Origin of the sequence: Legionella bononiensis (assembly GCF_016786215.1) — a bacterium.
Lineage (GTDB): Bacteria > Pseudomonadota > Gammaproteobacteria > Legionellales > Legionellaceae > Legionella > Legionella bononiensis.
The window spans coordinates 286,462-305,066 of the sequence record NZ_JADOBG010000010.1 but is presented as its reverse complement, the minus strand read 5'-3'; the positions used below and the strand labels follow the sequence as shown (position 1 = coordinate 305,066).

Here is an 18,605-nt window from a genome sequence, read left to right as displayed (position 1 = left end):
GATTGCAGCAATGAATTTCTTGTAAACGGTCTTCGAGGGTGGTTTGGAGATCTTAATGTCTGCAAAAAGAGCGGTACGTACTGTACCCAAAGCTTTTTCTGACATTGTTATGTGACTTCGTCCTTTAACAGGCAGTTTCACAGGAAGTCAAATGCATGGTCAAAACTCTTTTGGAGCAAACTCATGACAGCTGAGCATTATCCGGCCTCACTTGTCAGTCGTCTTGCAATTTCGGGACCCGCACATGTTCCGCAGGGATACTATCGCTCCAAACTTTTTATCGCCCCTTTTTCCAGCAATTCGTTGGTTGCAGCAGCAGGACCTCTATTGTCCTTACTCGAACGACTTTGTTTAAGTCCCAGTTTACCGCCAATTGAAAATATAAGAGACAACATAGAGCATGAATTACGTGCTTTTCACAGCAAACTGGACGCCTCCAAATACCCACTGGATCTCATTAGCATCGCGCAATATCTATTATCAGCTACAATTGATGAAATTCTGGGGAAGAGTTATTTGAGAATTTATAACCAGGCAGCTGAATTTAAATCATTTACTCCCTTAACAAGCGATGGGGCTCAACCGCAACAACGTTTTTTTGAAATACTGAATTACATCAAAGAAAGACCAAACCAATTTCTTGATTTAATAGAGCTGGTGTATTTTTGTCTGATTGCCGGATTTGAAGGTGAATATCATTTAAGAGCTGATGGCCGTCAAGTGTTGGATAATACGATTGAAGATTTGTATCAAATCATTCAACAATACCGATTCAATAAACCTCATCGTTTGTTTAATGAGAATCCCCTACCAAAAACCATTAAGAAAAACTATAAAGCTTCAGTGATAACCGCTATTGTCGCGGTAAGTTTTATAGCGCTTGCCTTCTTAACCAGCCACATAGTGTTAGAAAACAAAGCGAAAACCCTATTATTTGGACACACCCAACTTGCAATGCTGGATGACTAATGGATAATTCTTTACGCGCATTATGTGATGCTATAAAAAAATTACTTGCTCAATTAAAACCTCAAAGCAATCAACTTTCCTTCATTGTTATTACAGGGAACAACGAGCAGGGAAAATCGGCGCTCTTAAAACAAAGTGCTATGGAAGTAATGCCTGTATTCAGCGAACAGAATGCAAAAATATACTTTAATCAACAAGGAATTATAGTTGAACTGGGTGAAAGTTGGCTTACAAACAGCAAAACACTTTTACAAAATACCCTAAAACAATTAAATCGATGCAATCGTCACCTCAAAATTACAGGATTAATTTTATGCGTTGACGTCAATGATTTATTAATTGCTGAACCAACCGCTTGTACCGAAAAAAGAAAAGCACATTTACATTTATTAGAACGACTGGGCACTAATCTGGGCTATCAAGTTGAGCTGGCGTTAATATTCACTAAAATGGATACCCTGGCGGGATTCACTGAATTTTATCAAATGGATCATGCTACTGAACTGTCAAAACCATTAGGCTTCTCTCTGGATTGTATTAACCAGACACGTAAAAAAATTGAAATGTACTCACAACAATTCAATCAATTAATCGAACAACTCAGTCATCAGGTCATCGCCAAGATGCACCCTGTACGATCAACGATAAAACGAAGTTTAATTCGTGAGTTTCCACTTCAATTATCCAGCTTGGGTGCGCCAATTCAAGCCTTGATTCAAGGAGTATCGCCTAAACTGTTCCATCTGCACTCTCTTTATTTCACGAGCGCGGAGCAAGGCGGAGTCAGTATCGATCGATTAAATAAAAAAATTCAGCATGAATATGCCTTGATTGTTCAGGATACCTTTCCACAAGCGACCAATTTCAGAGCCTATTTTGTTGAGGGAGCATTGAAATCCATCCAGGAGCAATGCAGTCAGGTTCCACAAATTAGAACAGTTTCTCAAAAGCCAATCATTGCTATCGCTTCAAGTATCGCTGTTTTCAGTTTACTATTACTCAGTTACAACCATTACAAAACAGCTCATTTGCTGGATGAAACCAGTAAAGAATTATTGGCTTATGATACATTAAAAAGTCAAGGGCATAATGGAGCTCAGGCTTTATACCACCTGTCAAAAGCTGCAGACAGTATGGAGCATATCTCAGCGAACTCCGTATCGCTCCCTACTGTTCATCAGTTAAAATTGAATTTGCATAATAACGCAAAGCACAAGCTTGAAGGTGAATTCCTCCCTTCATTAACTAATGAACTGGAACAAGTCATCACCAATCCGAGCAATACTCCAATAACACGCTATAAAGCATTAAAAATCTACTTGATGCTTGGTCAATCAGAGCATTTTTCAGAGATTGAAGTATATGACTGGTTTAAACAGCAATGGCAAAAATCTCCGGATTCAAATAAAAATCAATTAATATTGTTGAAGAATACGTTAAGTAAACCACTGCGCAATGTACCAATTAAACCCCAGGTTATCAGTGACGCGCGAAATTACCTGAATGCGCTTCCTACTAGCTATTTATATTACTCCATTGCGAAAGAGTCATTTCCTGTAGCAAAACAAAAAATCGCCGTTGAAGGGTTTAATTTATCGACAAATGAGTTACCGGTATATTTTACCAAAACCGGTTTTACGACAGTGATTAAGGATATTCCCAATATTAGTAGTAAGCTTCAAGCGGAAAATTGGGTTCTAGCACGACAGGATTTGGCTCAACTCAATAATTTATTAATTCAGGCCTATTGTTTTGATTATGTAACCTGGTGGCAAATGTTTATAAAAAAATCGCAACCTTTGCATTATCAGGATTATCAGCAAGGACGCCAAATTGTAAAATCGCTGCAACAATCAGATGCTATTGCCAAGCTTATTGCCCTGGTTCAACAAGAAACAAAACCTGATTTGTCAGATGACGGCACGTCTAACTTCAATCAATTTGTAGCCCACAAATTTACTGACTTGAATTTAACAAGCAGTACCAGCATTAAAGAGCTGGGTTTACGAATCAATGAACTGGAACATTTTATTTCAACATTATCAGTTGTAAACGATGGCGGTAAAACAGCATTTTCATTAACGAAATCCAGATTTATTAATGAAAACTCCACGGATCCTGTAAGCGCTCTCTTTATGCAATCCCGTCAATTACCTGAGCCACTCAGTTCCTGGGCAAAACAATTGGCTGGAGACACTTGGGTTATTCTCATCAAAGACACCAGACAATACATCAATCAGCAATGGCAACAGACCGTTTATAGAGAATTTCAAAACACTATAGCCCAACGTTATCCCTTTGATTCCCGGCAAAGACAGGAAATTCAAATAAATGATTTTAATCATTTCTTTTCAACACATGGGGTATTAAATACATTCTCTGAGCAATATATTAAGCCCTTTCTTGATGTATCCAGTGCTGAATGGAAAACGAAATCAGTGAATGATTTTGTAATGCCTATTTCTAATGATGCTATAGATGAAATCATCCGTGCCAATATTATTACTAATATGTTTTTCCCTGCTCATAGTGATGAAAGTAAAATTGAATTCAGTTTACAGAAAATCAGTCTTGATCCTGTAGTTGCCAGTTTGAACCTTGAAATTGGCACCACTAAATTAACCGATACTCAAAACAGCGAATCGTTTATTCAATTTACCTGGCCGCAAAATAATGCCAAATTAGCATTAGATTCTATTGAAGGGAATCACTATGAGCTTGCAGAGCAAGGTACTTGGGCGATATTTAAATTATTAGAAAAAGTTAATGTCCTGGTCGATGAGCAGGACAGTTCAAGTTTACAAATTCTTTTTGAAGTGAACAGTAATTCAGGTCGCTATTTGCTAAAAACAAATAATCAGGTGAATCCCTTCACTCCAGGAATTTTAAACGGTTTTTCATTGAATGAAGCCATTGTATAAATCATTCATTGGACTTATCTGTTAATAGCAATAAATATTAAGAAATTCATTTTTAGTTACTTAATTGAATATTCAAGGGAGCACAAGGATGCGTTTTCCGATAGTAGCGTCGTTATGTATTATGGTCATTAACCTGGTTGGATGTGAACAGGTTGCATTGATGTCAACGCCTCCCAAACAAGCCAAAGCGTCTAAGGATAAACTGGCCATACAGGCAAAACACCATTTCTGGAATTCATTACACCATGGGCGTTATCAGGATATTCCCAGAGTTAGCTATTTATTAACTGCAGCTTATCTTGAAAATCCTGATGATTCTCAACTAGCAGCTTATTTAGGCTTCACTCATATATGGAAAATTACCGAACGTTCTCGAGTCCACGATCAATCGCCTTTAATTACCAATGAAATTATTTTATCTAAAAAATATTTCCTTGATGCCTTGGAACTTGATCCCCACAACCCTATTTATCAAGGATTTTATGGGGATACCCAACTTATTGAAGGTCAAATTTATCAAGATAAACAAGAAGAAGTAAGAGGATATTTTACCCTGAAAAAAGCAATTCACGAGTGGCCTCAATTTAATTATTTTACTGCAGGCTATCCTATGAGCAGTCTTCCGGCAGATTCTGATCATTTTAAAGAAGGATTAACTTGGCAATGGAAGACACTCGATTTATGTACTGGAACCAAAATCAACAGAAAAAACCCCGATTATCAACCTTTTATGAATAAAGAAATTCGTACCGGTCAACAAAGAGCCTGTTGGAATTCAACTATTGCCCCGCATAATTTTGAAGGCTTTTTCATGAATATGGGGGATATGCTCATTAAATCGGGGGATGTAGAAACCGGTACAATAATATACAAAAACGCGAAACTCTCTAAAACCTACAGTCTGTGGCCATATAAGGAGATGTTAGAGCAACGCATTTTAAATGCCCGGGAAAATGCCGTTAATTTTAATAAAATATCATCCCCTCCAGGCAAAGATATTCTATTTAATTCGGGTTATGGCTGCGTTATATGCCATCAAAAATAAGGGACATAAGGTTTCTACAGCATAAAAACAGGCGGTACTGAATACAACGGATAATCAGAATAAGAACACATACTATGAATCAGAAAGAACGATACAGCATTATTGCAGGTTTGTATGGGAATACCCTGGAGTGGTATGATTTCATCCTCTACGCCAGTTTCGCCCCGCTTTTTGCAGAACTTTTCTTTCCTTCTGAAATTCATTTTATTTCTCTGCTCGCTACATTCAGTCTTTTTGCTATTGGATTTATCATGCGCCCTTTTGGCGGTGTACTCATAGGGCATTATGCCGATTATTTTGGAAGACGAAAAGCTCTCATTCTCTCTATGTCGATCATGACGCTGTCAACCACCCTGATTGCTTTTGTGCCCGATTATAACTCCCTGGGACTGGCAGCTCCCATAATATTTTCTATTTTAAGGCTTATTCAAGGTCTGGCTGTAGGAGGCGAACTTCCTGGGTCTACTACCTATCTGATCGAACATATGTTCGAACACAAACGTGGTTTTGCAGGAAGTCTGGTTTTAAGCAGCGCTTTTTTAGGTATATTTTTAGGCGCATTGATAGCATCGATAGCCAGTTCCTTTTATTCAGGTAACTCTCTATTGCAATCAGGTTGGAGATATACGTATTTACTGGGTGGAATTCTAGGAATAATTGGTATTTTTTTACGGTTGAAAAGCAGCGAATCGCCTACTTTTCAACAAAAAGCCCATGCACAGGATATCCCAATAAAAATTATTTTCACTCAACATAAAAAGCAGCTGTTCAAAGCGGTTATGATTACCAGTATCCTGGCCATGTCGAATTATCTGCTGATAGCCTATGTCACCACCTACTTAGTCAAATATCAGGGGTTTCTATTACATGATGCCTTATTAATAAATCTATTGGCACTTTTGTCATTAACGATATTTATTCCAATTAGCGGCTATATATCTGATGTTATCGGAAGAAAACCGGTTTATTTATGCGGTTTAATCACACTATTACTGTATATCTTTCCATTTTTCTTATTATTACTCAGTAAAAACTGGTGGCATGTACTGTATTGTGAACTCTTATTAGCGTTGATTCTGGCACCTATAAACGCAACCGTTCCAACCATGTTGGCTGAGATGTTTCCAACCAGTATTCGAGCCAGTGGAATCTCAACTGGTTATAATATAGGTCAAGCCCTCTTTGGAGGTACAATGCCTCTGATTGCTTTCTCATTGATTGAACTATCGGATAACCAATTAGCGCCTGCCTGGTATCTGTTTTCTTGGGCAATACTCGTCCTGGGCACAACTTTTTATGTTCGTGAAACCTATAAAATGAATCTGAATTAGAAGGGTGTGTTGTCAAGATACCCTGCTAGTTCAACGAATAAAAAAAGAGTACTAGAACAACGTTTCACTGATTCTGTCCTGCGACGCACAGATAGCGTTCAGATTTAAGTGATTTTAAGATGAGATGACACAGAACAGAATCAATGAAACGTTGTACTAGGTTCTAAAAAACCATTCCGGTTAAGTCGCTGGGTAAATTCATTGATTAATCCCATAATTATCGATTTCTTAACTTGCCAACCTTGCAGAATTGTTGCATTCATTTGAACACAATGTTCACTGAACCATGGACTTAGCTGAAATAGAATTATGGGCATTTTAGCCATTGTACACTGAGCAAATTCTTCTTGGACTTTTTTCGAGCACAAGTCCCCTTGGGTGTAGCATTGCATTAAATCATCCAGCAACATCCGCCAGTTAGAGGGTGGCTCAACACCCAAAAATGATTTATTCATAATTTGCGGGATAGCAGAATTCTTAATCCAATCCAAATGCTGACCATTAATTTCATGAGTACAGAACTCTTGATTTATGGAATGACGTAACTCTGCCGTTAACGACATAAGTTTCTTAAAATCAGGGCACTCGACAGCATAAATAACTCCTGAGTATAACGAAGCTACAGCCGATAAAATGATAGAGTACAGTACGTTCATTTCACTATAACCGGCAATTCATGAGAGTCATTGCTTAACTGATTTTAACGGGTAGCGATTTAATATTAGGATCTTTTGCATAAGCTTCCAATATATCAGTTACCAATTGATTAATAGCTCCTTCCCGCTCATCATCTTCAATTAAACCGACTTGTTCTTTCATTGTCGCCAAGCGGGCTTCCAATTCCTTGGCGATAGAACCATTGGGAAACAGGGCAGCAAGCAATCTTCTCGCCTCAGCAGGTCCTAAATGACGGTATAAATGATTTCTAACTGTCGCATCTTCTGCAGTCGTACTAAATGCCCATAACTCTACAGGCCCAAGCGTTAAAGTCAGTAATTGGACATTTACCCCTGATTTGGTAGCAAATTGTGCCAGGAATGTAGCGCCGCCTTGGCGAGGTCCATGTACTCTATTGCGTAAGGCTACTTTTGCAGTTTCAGATAGTCCAAAGATTTCAGTGGTTTTCTCAATTGCCTGTGAAGGACCCGCATCCATAATATAAATAGCCGTTGCGAAATCAATCATTACTGGATCAAAGTCATCCACAGATTGCGATAGTAAAGCAATCTGGACTTTCCATTTACGCCCTTCCCGCATGTCGATAATGACCTGCTCACGGACTGCAGCAGATTTTGAGGTGCGATGGAACTCATCATAAACAATACGTTTATGATCCTCTCTTATCTCAAGAACTCGTTCTTTATGATACTCTTTATATTGTTCCGGTACATTATTCAAACTTTCTTCAGTTAGATAATAATGCCGCGCCAATACGTACCGCGCCAGCATATACATCACCGCAGTCTGTCTGTCTGCTGCGTCACCACCACTCTTTGCGACTTCATCAAGATCCAGGGATACGACACGGGCATCTCCGATATCAAAGCTGCTTACACGTGATAAAATTGGGTATTCACGTACTGCAGATGAGATCATTCTTGAAAAGGCGTTAATTAAAGATTCACCTGTAGGCGCAGTTACTTTTTCATACAAATCCTCAATCGAAGAAGATCGACAGATCGATGCAGCATCTGCTAACAAAGGCATTGCATATCGTTGTGCTAACATGGCTTCATGCACAAATCCTGCTGAATACAGCGAATCGGTTACTTCCCACCAGGTTGATTTGGAATCACGTATGAATCCGATTTCTTCTAATATACTGTCAATAAATTCTTCAACACCCGGAGCATAAGGTGTTGGATTAAATTCATCAGCCATACTTTTATAGAGTTCATCTACTACCATACCAGCCAAATCAGGCATACCATCATAAGGTTTTATCGCGCCTAATGGCGTCGTGAGCAAGGTAATAAAATTCACCAAAAAGGACCGTTCCAATGCCGTTGGATAACGACATCCCAATTGAGTATCAAAAGGGTTTATAGAATATTCAGGGGTCATTCGCAAACGATGATAAGCGACCAGATGACGTTTGGAAGCAGGTAGCGCCTCCTTTAATAATGAAATCAATCCACTACTTGATGGTCCTATATCAATAATGGCAATTCGCGGTAAGCGAGTTAATCCGCCAGATAAACAAAGAGCCAAATTGAGGGCATTGGATAATACTGATTTTCCTGAACCAGGACGAGCATAGACCAAGTCAATCCATGTTGTCTGTTCTGTTGAACCTGGTTGGAAAGGCCAAGGTTTCCCATCAGGTGATCTAAAAAGCAAAGCCCCAGTCTTCCATGGTGATGCTGGGCGAGTAATAGGCAACATAGAGATAACGCTTGATAATGGAGCAACAGTTGGCACTGCTGCGCTATTCATTGATGTTGCTAGCATAGTTGAAACAAAGCCAGCAAAGGGATCGCCGCAAATTTCAGAAACGTCCGTTGAACCCCAGCCTTGTATTGCTTTGACTAACTCCGAACTTCTTCGTCTAAGCAAAGGCTCGTTGCCTTCATATGCCCAGGTAGTTGCAACAACTCTCAAACGAACAATAGCTTCATCGGTATTGAGCTGTAGATATTTTAACAAGTTTACCGAGTCACTGATTAGTCGATTTTGTGCTGAGCTAAAACTCAATATGGCTGATAAAAGACCTTTAAGTTTAATCGTGCTTAAACCTTCACTTTCAATTAAGAAAGTAATTTTCCAGGGAACATGAGACGGAAGTATCCGTGAAAATAATGTAATAAAGGGTCTTACTTCTTTTGGAAATAAATCAATATAGGTAGAGGCATAGATTTTGTCACCTACACGAACTGTCCTTAAATCAATGGTTTCTGCATCTCTGGGAATAACCTGTTTGGCTAATGAGGGCCATAACAAATCAGAAGGATCACCCTCAAAACTGTTCACTTCACGCACAGGTAACCGATCCCCCGGTAAAGTAGCACGCCAGTTATCTGCAGTATAATCAGGATCGGCAGTCATACGAATGGCATGTACTGCTTCATGCACATCCAAAAGTTTGGCAAAAACACGTAATGCATCAAGATCATTCATGATGGATCGTACATAAGCATCATGTGTATCGCGTAATTCCGGTACTGCTGCGAATATAGTTTGAGAATTTTTAAAAGGAGGTATTTTGTTGTCTTTAATAAATTTCCCTTTGGCTTTAGCGGAGATTTTCAATTGATCATTGGAAAGATTAAATGGCCGAGTTATTAACACAAAATACACTCGTTCTTCAGCGCAATATTGAGCTAGATAATCGACACGTTCATCAAACAAATCACCTAAATTAAGATCAAGTCGTTTTGCAGTAGCTTTTGCCGGATCATAGATGTCTTCGATAACCTTTTTAATATTTTGTTTGTCATGACTGAAATATACTTGCAGAGCATGGCCAGGTCTGCCCATAGCAGCCTGGAACGCATTATTTAACCCACCAACCAAACGTTCGAATTCTTCTGCGCCTGCCAGTGCGGTAACGCCTTCAATTTTAATTATTGAAAGTAATGAACCGTCATGGTTTACCAGGACAGTAGGACTGTCTGCAGTTTCCAAATCAACATACGACTCTGTCGTCTGTTTAAGAGAAGTGCTTAACCAGGCAAAGAAGGTATCTATACCCTCAAAAAACGATTCTGACCATTTTGCCATCCCTTATCCCCAATTTTTATTTATTTCACGACTTACGTTGTACTTTTGCAACCAACGTCAGTTGTCTGATTCATTATTATTTATTCAGCAATTTCTTCTAATGCGCTGGCAGCCCATTTTTCAATTTGTTTTCTAAATTTAGCTCGTGAAGGTAATAAGCACACGTTTTTCAAAAGCTGACTGCTAATCTCTTTATTAGTAACACCAGAATCTATCATTAACTGACCAAATATTGCGGGATCACTTGTTCCCTCTCCAAATTTTTCTTCTACAATCTGAGATCGAAATTTAAAACTTCTATAGATATTTTGAGCGCTTGACTTGTATCCAGTATCATTAGTAATAGCGCAAAATAAAACATGACATAAACTATTTAATTCAGATTGACTCAATTCAGGAAGATAGATCAGTGTTCCGCCTCCATAGCCACCCACCCCTACTGATTCAATAAAAAAACATTGTGCACAAAAACAGCATGCAGTTACTAGATTCGATAATCTGTTGTTGGTGTAATCATTATCAAGATTTACAATTTCTTGAAACAAACGCGCTTGAAATCCGCAAAACTGGCAGGTATAGCGATCTCTGGTAAATATTTTTTGCTCATACGATTTAAATCGCTCATCAATTTTTCTGGCTGAATACAAACGCCAGGAACCTGGTGTAGCAATTAATTTTAATTCGCAGCGTTCTTGATTACCCGCCATATTCTCGGCTCACATTAAGCTGAATTTAAGAACTTTAGTGTCTTTACCATACATAATATATGAACAATATAAAAATACTAAATTTTAGACACCTATACGTAAATATAAGTCAAAAATCACTTAAAACCCATTTCAACTAATAAATAAATTGGGTAAAGAATAATACTCTACCCAATTTATTTCTAAATATACTACAGGCTTGTTCCTTACTTAAATACTGTACCAGTAGGACCTGCAGTAGTTCCAGCACTACCAAACATAGTTTGTCCTGTCACTCCTAAAATAGAAGGAAGGAATAATAATGCTGCTGCGATAAATACCAGAGCAATAGGAGTTCCAATTGGGATTTGAGTAGGATTATCTTTATGCTGCTTAAACTTCATAATAGCACCAATAGAAAAACCCAAACCTGCCAAATAGGATCCAGCTGTTATAAGTTTTGCTAAACTGGTAAACGAACCAGCAATTGTTGAAGCCATATTACCTATAGTGATTGAGCCTGCTGCTGCCTCCTGACTGACCAACGCGATTAGTCCCATGCACGCTGCACTCATCAACCAGTATTTATATCCTGTTCTATTCACCATTTTACTTTTCACTATTCTCTCCTAATTTTAAATTAGTCTAACCTGAACCGTATAAAGTATTATTAATCATATTAATAGTACCTACAATATTGATTGCTAAAATCCCACCAAATACATGCATTAAGCCTTTTCCAGTACCTCCTGGGGGTTGCCCTTGAGATGCAGAACGAGCAACTAATACCCATCCTCTGACAAATGCAATCAAACCAATAACTTGTATTAGCATAGCTAATGGCCTTCCTACAACGCTACCATTACCAAAAAGTGTATCAAGCGCCTGATTACTACTATTTACAGGAGCATATTGAAGTACATTTTGATAACCGAAGGTTGATTGCATAAAAACTTTAAATGCTGTTGGAAAATAAATTAATATTGCTCCAACCATCAAATACATTATGGGTTCTTTTACGCTAGCGCTATTCGACATCATAGTTCTAGCCTCACCATAAACCTTCAAACTATAGATTGCCTTAAATATAAAAGCACTACCAATAAGATAAGCACCGCCTGTAATTAATCGCTCTACAGGCGCTAATGAATTTGCAAGATTCGTTAAAATATCAGCCTGACTTGCAATCCAGCATGAAACTGTGCCGCCAGTACAAGTTGCCATAAATGCCTCAACTATCGTCTTGACTAAACTTAATTACTTGCCCGGAACTGGTTAATACTCGACCTTGTATTGAGTCAATTAATTTAACCATTCCATACCCTGCAATTTTCGTCCCTTCTCTTACTGTAATTGTAGAACCATTTGAGCCAATTAGCCATGCACGACCTGGAATTACTGCTTGAATATTATAAATAATACGCTGCGGCACATATCGCGCAACGGGTTTAACTTTTTTAGGCTGTGAACGTGCAATTAACACACCAATAACCTCAGATTGTTTGGCTAGCTGATTGGATAAAGTACCCATCACTTGGTTCAGATTTGCAATTTGTGTATTTAAATTGTTTATATTATTGTTAATTGAACCTATCTGATCGCTAAGTGCGCTCACTTCTGCTCTAAGGCTTTGTTGAGAAGCTTCAATGGCTGAAACTTTATTTGCTAACTCCTTCTCGGCTTGTGAATCAATTTGTTGAACTTGTTGAATTTGTTGAACAGGCACCGGTGTAATTGTTGTTGGTACCGGTTGAGTTGCTGTGACCTGAGTTACAGGAGGAACAACAGCTTTATTTGCAACGGGTTCTGACGCATCGGAGAAGAACAAGTACCCGATGAATTTGTACAGCACCATAACAAGAATAACTAAACCCACCGCAATCAAAGCATTGCGTTTAATATTCTTTTTATCAGAAAACTGTCCCTGTCCTGAAGACAAGTTATTACTTTTCCTCACATCTGAGTCACCCATTGGTTCATCGTCAAGTGAATCCAGCTCCGCAAATCTATATTCATCATTATCTTGATCATGTTCTGCCATTATTCTCTGCCATCAAGTTAAATAGTTGTTACATCCTGAGTAAATAAAATTCCCAAACCAGTTCCTGAAAATACTTCAACTGTGGTTGGGGTATTAAATAATTGCTGCGCCTGTTGTCCCCAACTTTTACCTACTGTTGCCAAACCGATAACGGCATTCTCAAGAGAGGAGCGGCCAATACCATTGGATACAGTAATATTATTTCCACCACCAGTTCCACCAATGCTTACAGTAGTATTCGCTGACTGAAATGCATTACCAAAACCTTCAATGAAAGAAGATGCGAATAAAGAACCATAGCGCATTAAATAATGATGGTCTGTTCTACTGGACAATGCAGTCCTGGCCGTATTGGGATCAATTGCGAAAGCAGATATAGACGTAGCTTTTGCTGCTCCGGGCACTGACATGGTATTAAATGTAATCACCATTTTATCTGCATTGGATGGTAGATTAAAACTACCTATCAATTTAGCCCCTTTCAATTTACCGGTCACTATAGTTGCTAAAATTGGGCCAGGTTCATCACTGTTTACTGATGTATCCATCACAGCAAATACAATATCACCCGTTTTAATAATAGCCTTTTGAGCAGGTGCATTGTTCTGTGCCTGTCCCTGGGATCCAGCATTTGCTGGTAAGCCGGCCTGTGCGATTTCACTCGCTGCTGCTACTTTTTCCTCGGTACCTGCCGTGTATACCTGTGTACTGACGGTTTTCCAAACTTGGATTGATTGATTTGCTGCAGAGAGCATATCCGAAGTTCTTTGTTGAATTTTTTGTTGGTATTTTTGTTCCGCCATCTGTTGATTTTGTTTATTTAAAATTGCCTGCAGCTGCTCACTACTGGATCCAGCCTGCGAAGTAGATGTTTGCTGTCCTGGGAACCCGGGAACACCTACCATTGAAGAAGGATTTTGTTGTAAATTGGGATCTTGCAAACCCGCCATGCTTGACTCTGCTGCAGAGAATCCGGCAGCTTGTAATTGACCCGCAGTAAACCCTGCCTCTTTTAATTCAGCTGCGGTATAACCTGCATTTCGAAGTTCTGCCGCACTATATCCAGCACTTTTCAAATCTGAAGCAGAGAACCCTGCATCTTTTAAATCTTTGGCACTGAATCCTGCATTTTTTAAATCAGAAGCTGAAAAACCTGCGTCCTTAAGTTCTTTGGCGCTAAATCCTGCACTCTTCAATTCTGCAGCGGAAAACCCTGCATCCTTTAAGTCTTTTGCACTGAAGCCCGCTGCCTTAAGCTGAGCAGCAGAAAAACCTGCAGCTTTTAATTCTGCCGCACTAAACCCGGCATCCTTAAGTTCTTTTGCGCTAAAACCTGCTGCTTTCAATTCTTGTGCTGAAAAACCTGCATCACGTAATTCCTTGGCGCTAAAACCAGCATCTTTCAGATCCTTCGCGCTAAAACCTGCTGCTTTTAATTCAGCAGCTGTAAACCCTGCATCTTTCAACTCTTTTGCCGTATATCCAGCAGCTTTCAATGCTGCAGCAGAACAGCCCATTGTTTGCTTAATAGTCAGAGCACTTACCCCTGCAGCTCTGGCTTTTTTTAATGATTCAACACTGCAATCCGCTGCTCTGCCACTGGCGATTATATCTGCAGGACTTAATCCAGCATCTTGTAATTGTTTCTGTGTAAAGCCTGCTGCGAGTAATTCAGCGGGCGTAAATCCGGCATCCATTAATGATTTAACATCAAATCCGGCATTTTTTAATGCTTGAGCGCTACAGCCATTTAATTCTTTGATACGTTTAGCAGAAACTCCAGCATTAAATAGTTTCTTCAACTTATCAGGGTCACAACCTGCAGCCTTAACATCTGCATCGGACAAGGCACCAGCGGCGCTAATCTCTTGCGGAGTATAACCTGCATCTGCCAACTCTGCATCGCTAAAACCAGCAGCCTTTAATGCCTGCGCACTGCACCCAGCATATTGCTTGATTAAAGCAGCACTGACTCCGGCTGCTCTTTGTTTCTTTAATACATCAACATCGCATCCTGCGTTCTTCACATCGTTGGGTGTTATTCCAGGAGGTAGTTCCGCTCCGGCTGCTCTAATTTGCGCAGCAGTGAAACCAGCCTTGGCCAGATCTTCTGGTGTAAATCCCGCATTTAATAAATCGCGAGCGGTAAACCCTGCTGCTCTTAATTCCTCAGCAGAAAAACCTGCTTTCTTTAAATCTGCCGCACTGAAACCTGCATCTTTCAACTCTTGAGCAGTATATCCAGCCGCTTTTAACTGTTCTGCGGAACATCCAGTGATTTTTCTGATTGCAGAAGCAGATACACCCGCTTTACGTAATTTTGTTAAGGCAGCAACCCCACATCCAGCTTTTCTTACGTCATCTGCAGTTATCCCATCAGGTAAGCCACTGGCCTTAGCGATTTCGGCATCAGAAAATCCAGCACCCTTTAATTCACCATCAGAAAATCCACCATCTTTCATTTCCTGCGCGGAAAATCCCGCATTTCTTAACTCACACGCATCAAAACCGCAATTTCTTAATCGTCCTGCAGTGTAACCGGCTTCTTTGAGTTGTCTGGCGTTATATCCTGCGGCCTTTAACTCTTTACACTCACAAACCTGTTCCAAATCTTTTAGAACAAAACCACTGTCTTTTAGCTGCACGCAACTGCATGCTTGTTTCAAATCATTGAGTAGAGCACCCTGATTTACAACTTTTGTAATGACTGATTTACTGCAACTGCCATTTTGCAAATCCTGTATCCACAAACTTCTTTGTGCGCCCTCATCATCTTCTCGAGCTAAAGCAGAAAATCCTACTCCACTCTGTCCACCTTGTGAACCAATTACCCCTACCCCTTCACCCAGAGCTTGGGTGCGAATAATTGTTGGTATAGCGCTACCGCCAGTTGTTTCAGCCTGCTTTGCCTGAGTAATATTCTGTTCTTCCTGCAATTTGGCATATTGCGCTGTTGGATCAAGTACACCAGGAATGGATTGAATTCCAGGTGTGACACTGACTGAGGCTTTTGATAAAGGGCCTTGAATAGAACTTCGAAGCTTCATGTATCCAATAACGACTGCGACAACCAACAGGATTAACGTAAAAATGATAATCACTCGAGTTCGAGTATTGGAAAACAGTGACTTGATATTTTCTTTTCTGCTTGCCATTTGTTTATAACCCTTCCACCTTAAGTTGCATGACTTTACCATGCCAGGACACTAATAACACCGGAGATTTTTGCATTTCATAAGCATGCGTTCCATCTGCACTGGTCATACTTGCTAACCAGCCCGGAGACAATATAGTGAGATTGGTTCTAACATACATTTTATTATTGGATAACCATGCACGTGCATCACCACCACTAACTACTAAACGAGAACTTCCAGCAGGAGGTACACCATCCAGGACATGAAGTAATATATCGCTGGCTGAAGGAGGTATCCCCTCTTCCATAGGCATGGTTTTTGCGTTAGGACCATATCCTTGGACCCGCAAATCAACTCGATAATCAACTGCTTTCTGTCCAGGAATTAAAGTTAACATTACGGGTGTATTCAAACCTCTTAATCGCACAGCCAGATTACCGTAGTTATATAACTTCATTGCCTGAATCATTAGCGTATTACTGGTCTTATCCCATTGGATATTAAATGCAGAAGGATCACCCAAATCATAAGCGGAAATCGGCCATGGAGCACCTGTAGAATCCAGAAAAACCAGGGAAGAAACAAACCCTTGAGATAATCTGATCACCGGCGGAGTAGACCCTGGTGACAAATTAACAAATTGTGATGTTGCCGTAGGCTTTGGTGGAGTCCCCGGAGTAGATGCCTGGGCATATTCTGTTGTTTGATACATCTGCTTTAATCGTACAATTTGTTCTGGATTTAAAGGATACAAGTTACGAGTCATATCTTTAAATGCTTTATTATCAATAATTTCAGTTTCTGATTGAGTAATTGCCTGATTATCACCACTTGCAGAATTCTGAGACTGCTTTGTTTGTGGCGCTGGAGTTTGAGCAGTACTTGGCGGTGATTGATTTGTAACATTGGCTGCAGGCGGAGCAGTATTTCCACTGGAATCATTAGAAGCTTGACTATCCTGACCAGGATTCTGTGATAATTTTTGCTGCAGCAAACGTAGTTGTTGCAAGGCCTGCTGTGCGTCATCGCCCTGGTTCGCTGCGAAACTTCCCAGGGACATAGAGCAAAGAACTCCAACAATGATTTGTACTTTAAATTTTGTCTTTACTTTGTTCATCATTAACTCACCCCACCACTGGCAGGTCCGACTACAAATTGTGATATACCAATACCACGAGGGGAATTTAAAGTAGATACTCGAGTAATCAACATGGTTACAACGTTATTTTGTTGAGTAAATTCGCTGGCACTCTGATAAGTAACGAGTATAGGCATCTGTACCCGCCACGAAAAGCTGCCATTTAATACCCCTTTTTGCAAAATAATGGGTGCGCGAGTTGCTACAGCCGAAACAATCAATTTCTTAGCCTTTACTGCATCCAGATTATTTGAAGACTGAAGGGCATTAAGAAACTGATCCCAGCCATCAGCAGTAAAGAAACCTGACGATGCTTGCAACTCATCTCTATAGTTAACGAAGTTATAAGTAAAAGCAGCGATTGCGGCCTGGTTCGCCCATTGCAGTACGGCTGAATCTGATTGGTTCGGTTCATTTAAAGGAAAAAGGGGCGTAATACGTCCATTAATTGTTGTTGCAAAATATCGTGGAGCCGGAGGATGCGTTATTATATAAACTAGCAACGAGCCCAAAACGAAATTAACCACAATAGCAATCAGAAGCGCTAATATTACTTTACGCTGGCTATCTTTATAAAACTGATTTCTTAATGCTACAACTGTTAAGGCATCTTCAGCCATAATATCCTCTATTTATTGCGGTATAATCCTTGGTACATCATCTGTTGGCGGATCAGGCTCTAATAAAGGTACAGATGATTCATTTGGTGTCGGCATCGACTTAAGCTTAATCGGAGGAGTTACTCCGCTGGTTGCATAATAATCTCGCTCTGGTTGATGCAGGTACACATAAAATATTATTACACCAATAATGGTACTCATTAAAAGAGATAAAATTAAAACGACTAACCCGCTTCGGTAAATATTAACATTAAAGTTTTTATTTCTTTTTATTAATAACCAATTTTCCCGGCTCATAACTTCCTCAATTTACCACAGCACGTCTAAAAGTAATTTCAACTCGGGCATTTGGAGATGTATCGCCACCTTGATTAAAACTTACTATAGGTTTATCACTACCTAATCCTTGTGTAAAGATAAAACGGCTGTCAATTCCTTGAGACCATAAATATTCACCCACTACTCGGGATCTGGCTAAAGTTAATGCCCGTTCTCTTTGAACGGATACATATTTACTACTGTAACTGGTTACAGTAATTGCTACTTTTCGAAACTGTTTAAGAAACGTGGATATTTCATTCAGTAAACCATAGGAAGACCATTTTATATGTGGAGTTTGATCGTCAAACAATGCGCTTGCCGGGATACTGATTAAATAATCCTGACCTATAGTCACTACTTTTATACCGCTTTTGTTAAATTTGGTAAAATATTTTATGATCGTTGAGTCACAGGCGCCTTCAACTTTGCAAGGCAGCTTTGGATCATCTTCATCTGGAATATAATTGGAACGATGACAAGCACTTACCAAAAGCAAGACAATCAACCCAATGACGCGGATCATTACAATGATGTAGTTAGTAAGCACTGATCTCACCCGTTATCCCCATTTTTGAAAATAGACTTCATGTGTTATCTATGTCTAACTATCTTAACCAACCAACCGATAATAAAAACATACAAATCATTACGTTACAATGAATTTAATAAAATTGCT

At 39.5% G+C, this 18,605-nt stretch carries 15 protein-coding genes; 4 read left to right on the top strand and 11 right to left on the bottom strand.

The genetic code is table 11. The annotated features are described in order from the left end of the window. The first annotated feature begins 183 nt into the window (after positions 1 to 183). The 4 genes from icmH (at position 184) to IZU94_RS06600 (ending at position 6,266) form a co-directional block, all read left to right on the top strand. On the top strand, positions 184 to 969 hold the full coding sequence (icmH, locus tag IZU94_RS06615; protein WP_203109165.1) for a type IVB secretion system protein IcmH/DotU: 786 nt from the start codon (positions 184 to 186) through the stop codon (positions 967 to 969). Further along, complete coding sequence (icmF, locus tag IZU94_RS06610; protein ID WP_203109163.1) at positions 969 to 3,890, top strand: type IVB secretion system protein IcmF; 2,922 nt, start codon at positions 969 to 971, stop codon at positions 3,888 to 3,890. Before icmH ends, icmF begins: the two co-directional genes overlap by 1 nt. 88 nt (positions 3,891 to 3,978) lie before the next feature. Then, entirely contained in the window at positions 3,979 to 4,935 is a 957-nt protein-coding gene (locus tag IZU94_RS06605; RefSeq protein ID WP_238400366.1) for a hypothetical protein, read from the top strand. Between the two features lie 74 nt (positions 4,936 to 5,009). Then, entirely contained in the window at positions 5,010 to 6,266 is a 1,257-nt protein-coding gene (locus tag IZU94_RS06600) for an MFS transporter (RefSeq protein ID WP_203109161.1), read from the top strand. Positions 6,267 to 6,406: 140 nt separating this feature from the next. Here IZU94_RS06600 and IZU94_RS06595 read toward each other — a convergent pair whose 3' ends face one another. From IZU94_RS06595 to icmN, 11 genes are all read right to left on the bottom strand, one after another. Beyond that, on the bottom strand, positions 6,407 to 6,922 hold the full coding sequence (locus IZU94_RS06595; RefSeq protein ID WP_203109159.1) for a hypothetical protein: 516 nt from the start codon (positions 6,920 to 6,922) through the stop codon (positions 6,407 to 6,409). A 34-nt stretch (positions 6,923 to 6,956) separates the two neighbouring features. Further along, positions 6,957 to 9,986, bottom strand: coding sequence for a putative type IV secretion/conjugal transfer ATPase (locus tag IZU94_RS06590; protein ID WP_203109157.1), 3,030 nt, complete (start codon positions 9,984 to 9,986; stop codon positions 6,957 to 6,959). An 80-nt stretch (positions 9,987 to 10,066) separates the two neighbouring features. Then, positions 10,067 to 10,693: a type IVB secretion system protein IcmJDotN gene (icmJ, locus tag IZU94_RS06585; RefSeq protein ID WP_203109155.1), complete on the bottom strand. Its 627-nt coding sequence runs from the start codon at positions 10,691 to 10,693 to the stop codon at positions 10,067 to 10,069. Between the two features lie 206 nt (positions 10,694 to 10,899). Then, positions 10,900 to 11,280: a hypothetical protein gene (locus tag IZU94_RS06580; RefSeq protein WP_058472449.1), complete on the bottom strand. Its 381-nt coding sequence runs from the start codon at positions 11,278 to 11,280 to the stop codon at positions 10,900 to 10,902. A 37-nt stretch (positions 11,281 to 11,317) separates the two neighbouring features. Beyond that, positions 11,318 to 11,896: a type IV secretion protein IcmC gene (locus tag IZU94_RS06575; RefSeq protein ID WP_203109153.1), complete on the bottom strand. Its 579-nt coding sequence runs from the start codon at positions 11,894 to 11,896 to the stop codon at positions 11,318 to 11,320. 7 nt (positions 11,897 to 11,903) lie between these two features. Continuing rightward, the gene (gene icmG, locus IZU94_RS06570) at positions 11,904 to 12,716 is read right to left on the bottom strand and encodes a type IVB secretion system protein IcmG/DotF (protein ID WP_203109557.1); all 813 of its coding nucleotides are present in this window, start codon (positions 12,714 to 12,716) and stop codon (positions 11,904 to 11,906) included. Between the two features lie 14 nt (positions 12,717 to 12,730). Further along, the gene (dotG, locus tag IZU94_RS06565; protein WP_203109151.1) at positions 12,731 to 15,868 is read right to left on the bottom strand and encodes a type IVB secretion system protein DotG/IcmE; all 3,138 of its coding nucleotides are present in this window, start codon (positions 15,866 to 15,868) and stop codon (positions 12,731 to 12,733) included. A 4-nt stretch (positions 15,869 to 15,872) separates the two neighbouring features. Beyond that, positions 15,873 to 16,967 carry a DotH/IcmK family type IV secretion protein gene (locus IZU94_RS06560; RefSeq protein WP_203109555.1) on the bottom strand — a complete coding sequence of 365 codons (1,095 nt, stop codon included), beginning with the start codon at positions 16,965 to 16,967 and terminating at the stop codon, positions 15,873 to 15,875. A 2-nt stretch (positions 16,968 to 16,969) separates the two neighbouring features. Continuing rightward, positions 16,970 to 17,608 carry a type IVB secretion system apparatus protein IcmL/DotI gene (locus IZU94_RS06555; protein WP_203109149.1) on the bottom strand — a complete coding sequence of 213 codons (639 nt, stop codon included), beginning with the start codon at positions 17,606 to 17,608 and terminating at the stop codon, positions 16,970 to 16,972. 12 nt (positions 17,609 to 17,620) lie between these two features. Beyond that, positions 17,621 to 17,905 carry a type IVB secretion system protein IcmM/DotJ gene (gene icmM, locus IZU94_RS06550; protein ID WP_203109147.1) on the bottom strand — a complete coding sequence of 95 codons (285 nt, stop codon included), beginning with the start codon at positions 17,903 to 17,905 and terminating at the stop codon, positions 17,621 to 17,623. 7 nt (positions 17,906 to 17,912) lie between these two features. Beyond that, positions 17,913 to 18,485: a type IVB secretion system protein IcmN/DotK gene (gene icmN / locus IZU94_RS06545; protein WP_203109145.1), complete on the bottom strand. Its 573-nt coding sequence runs from the start codon at positions 18,483 to 18,485 to the stop codon at positions 17,913 to 17,915. Positions 18,486 to 18,605 lie beyond the last annotated feature (120 nt).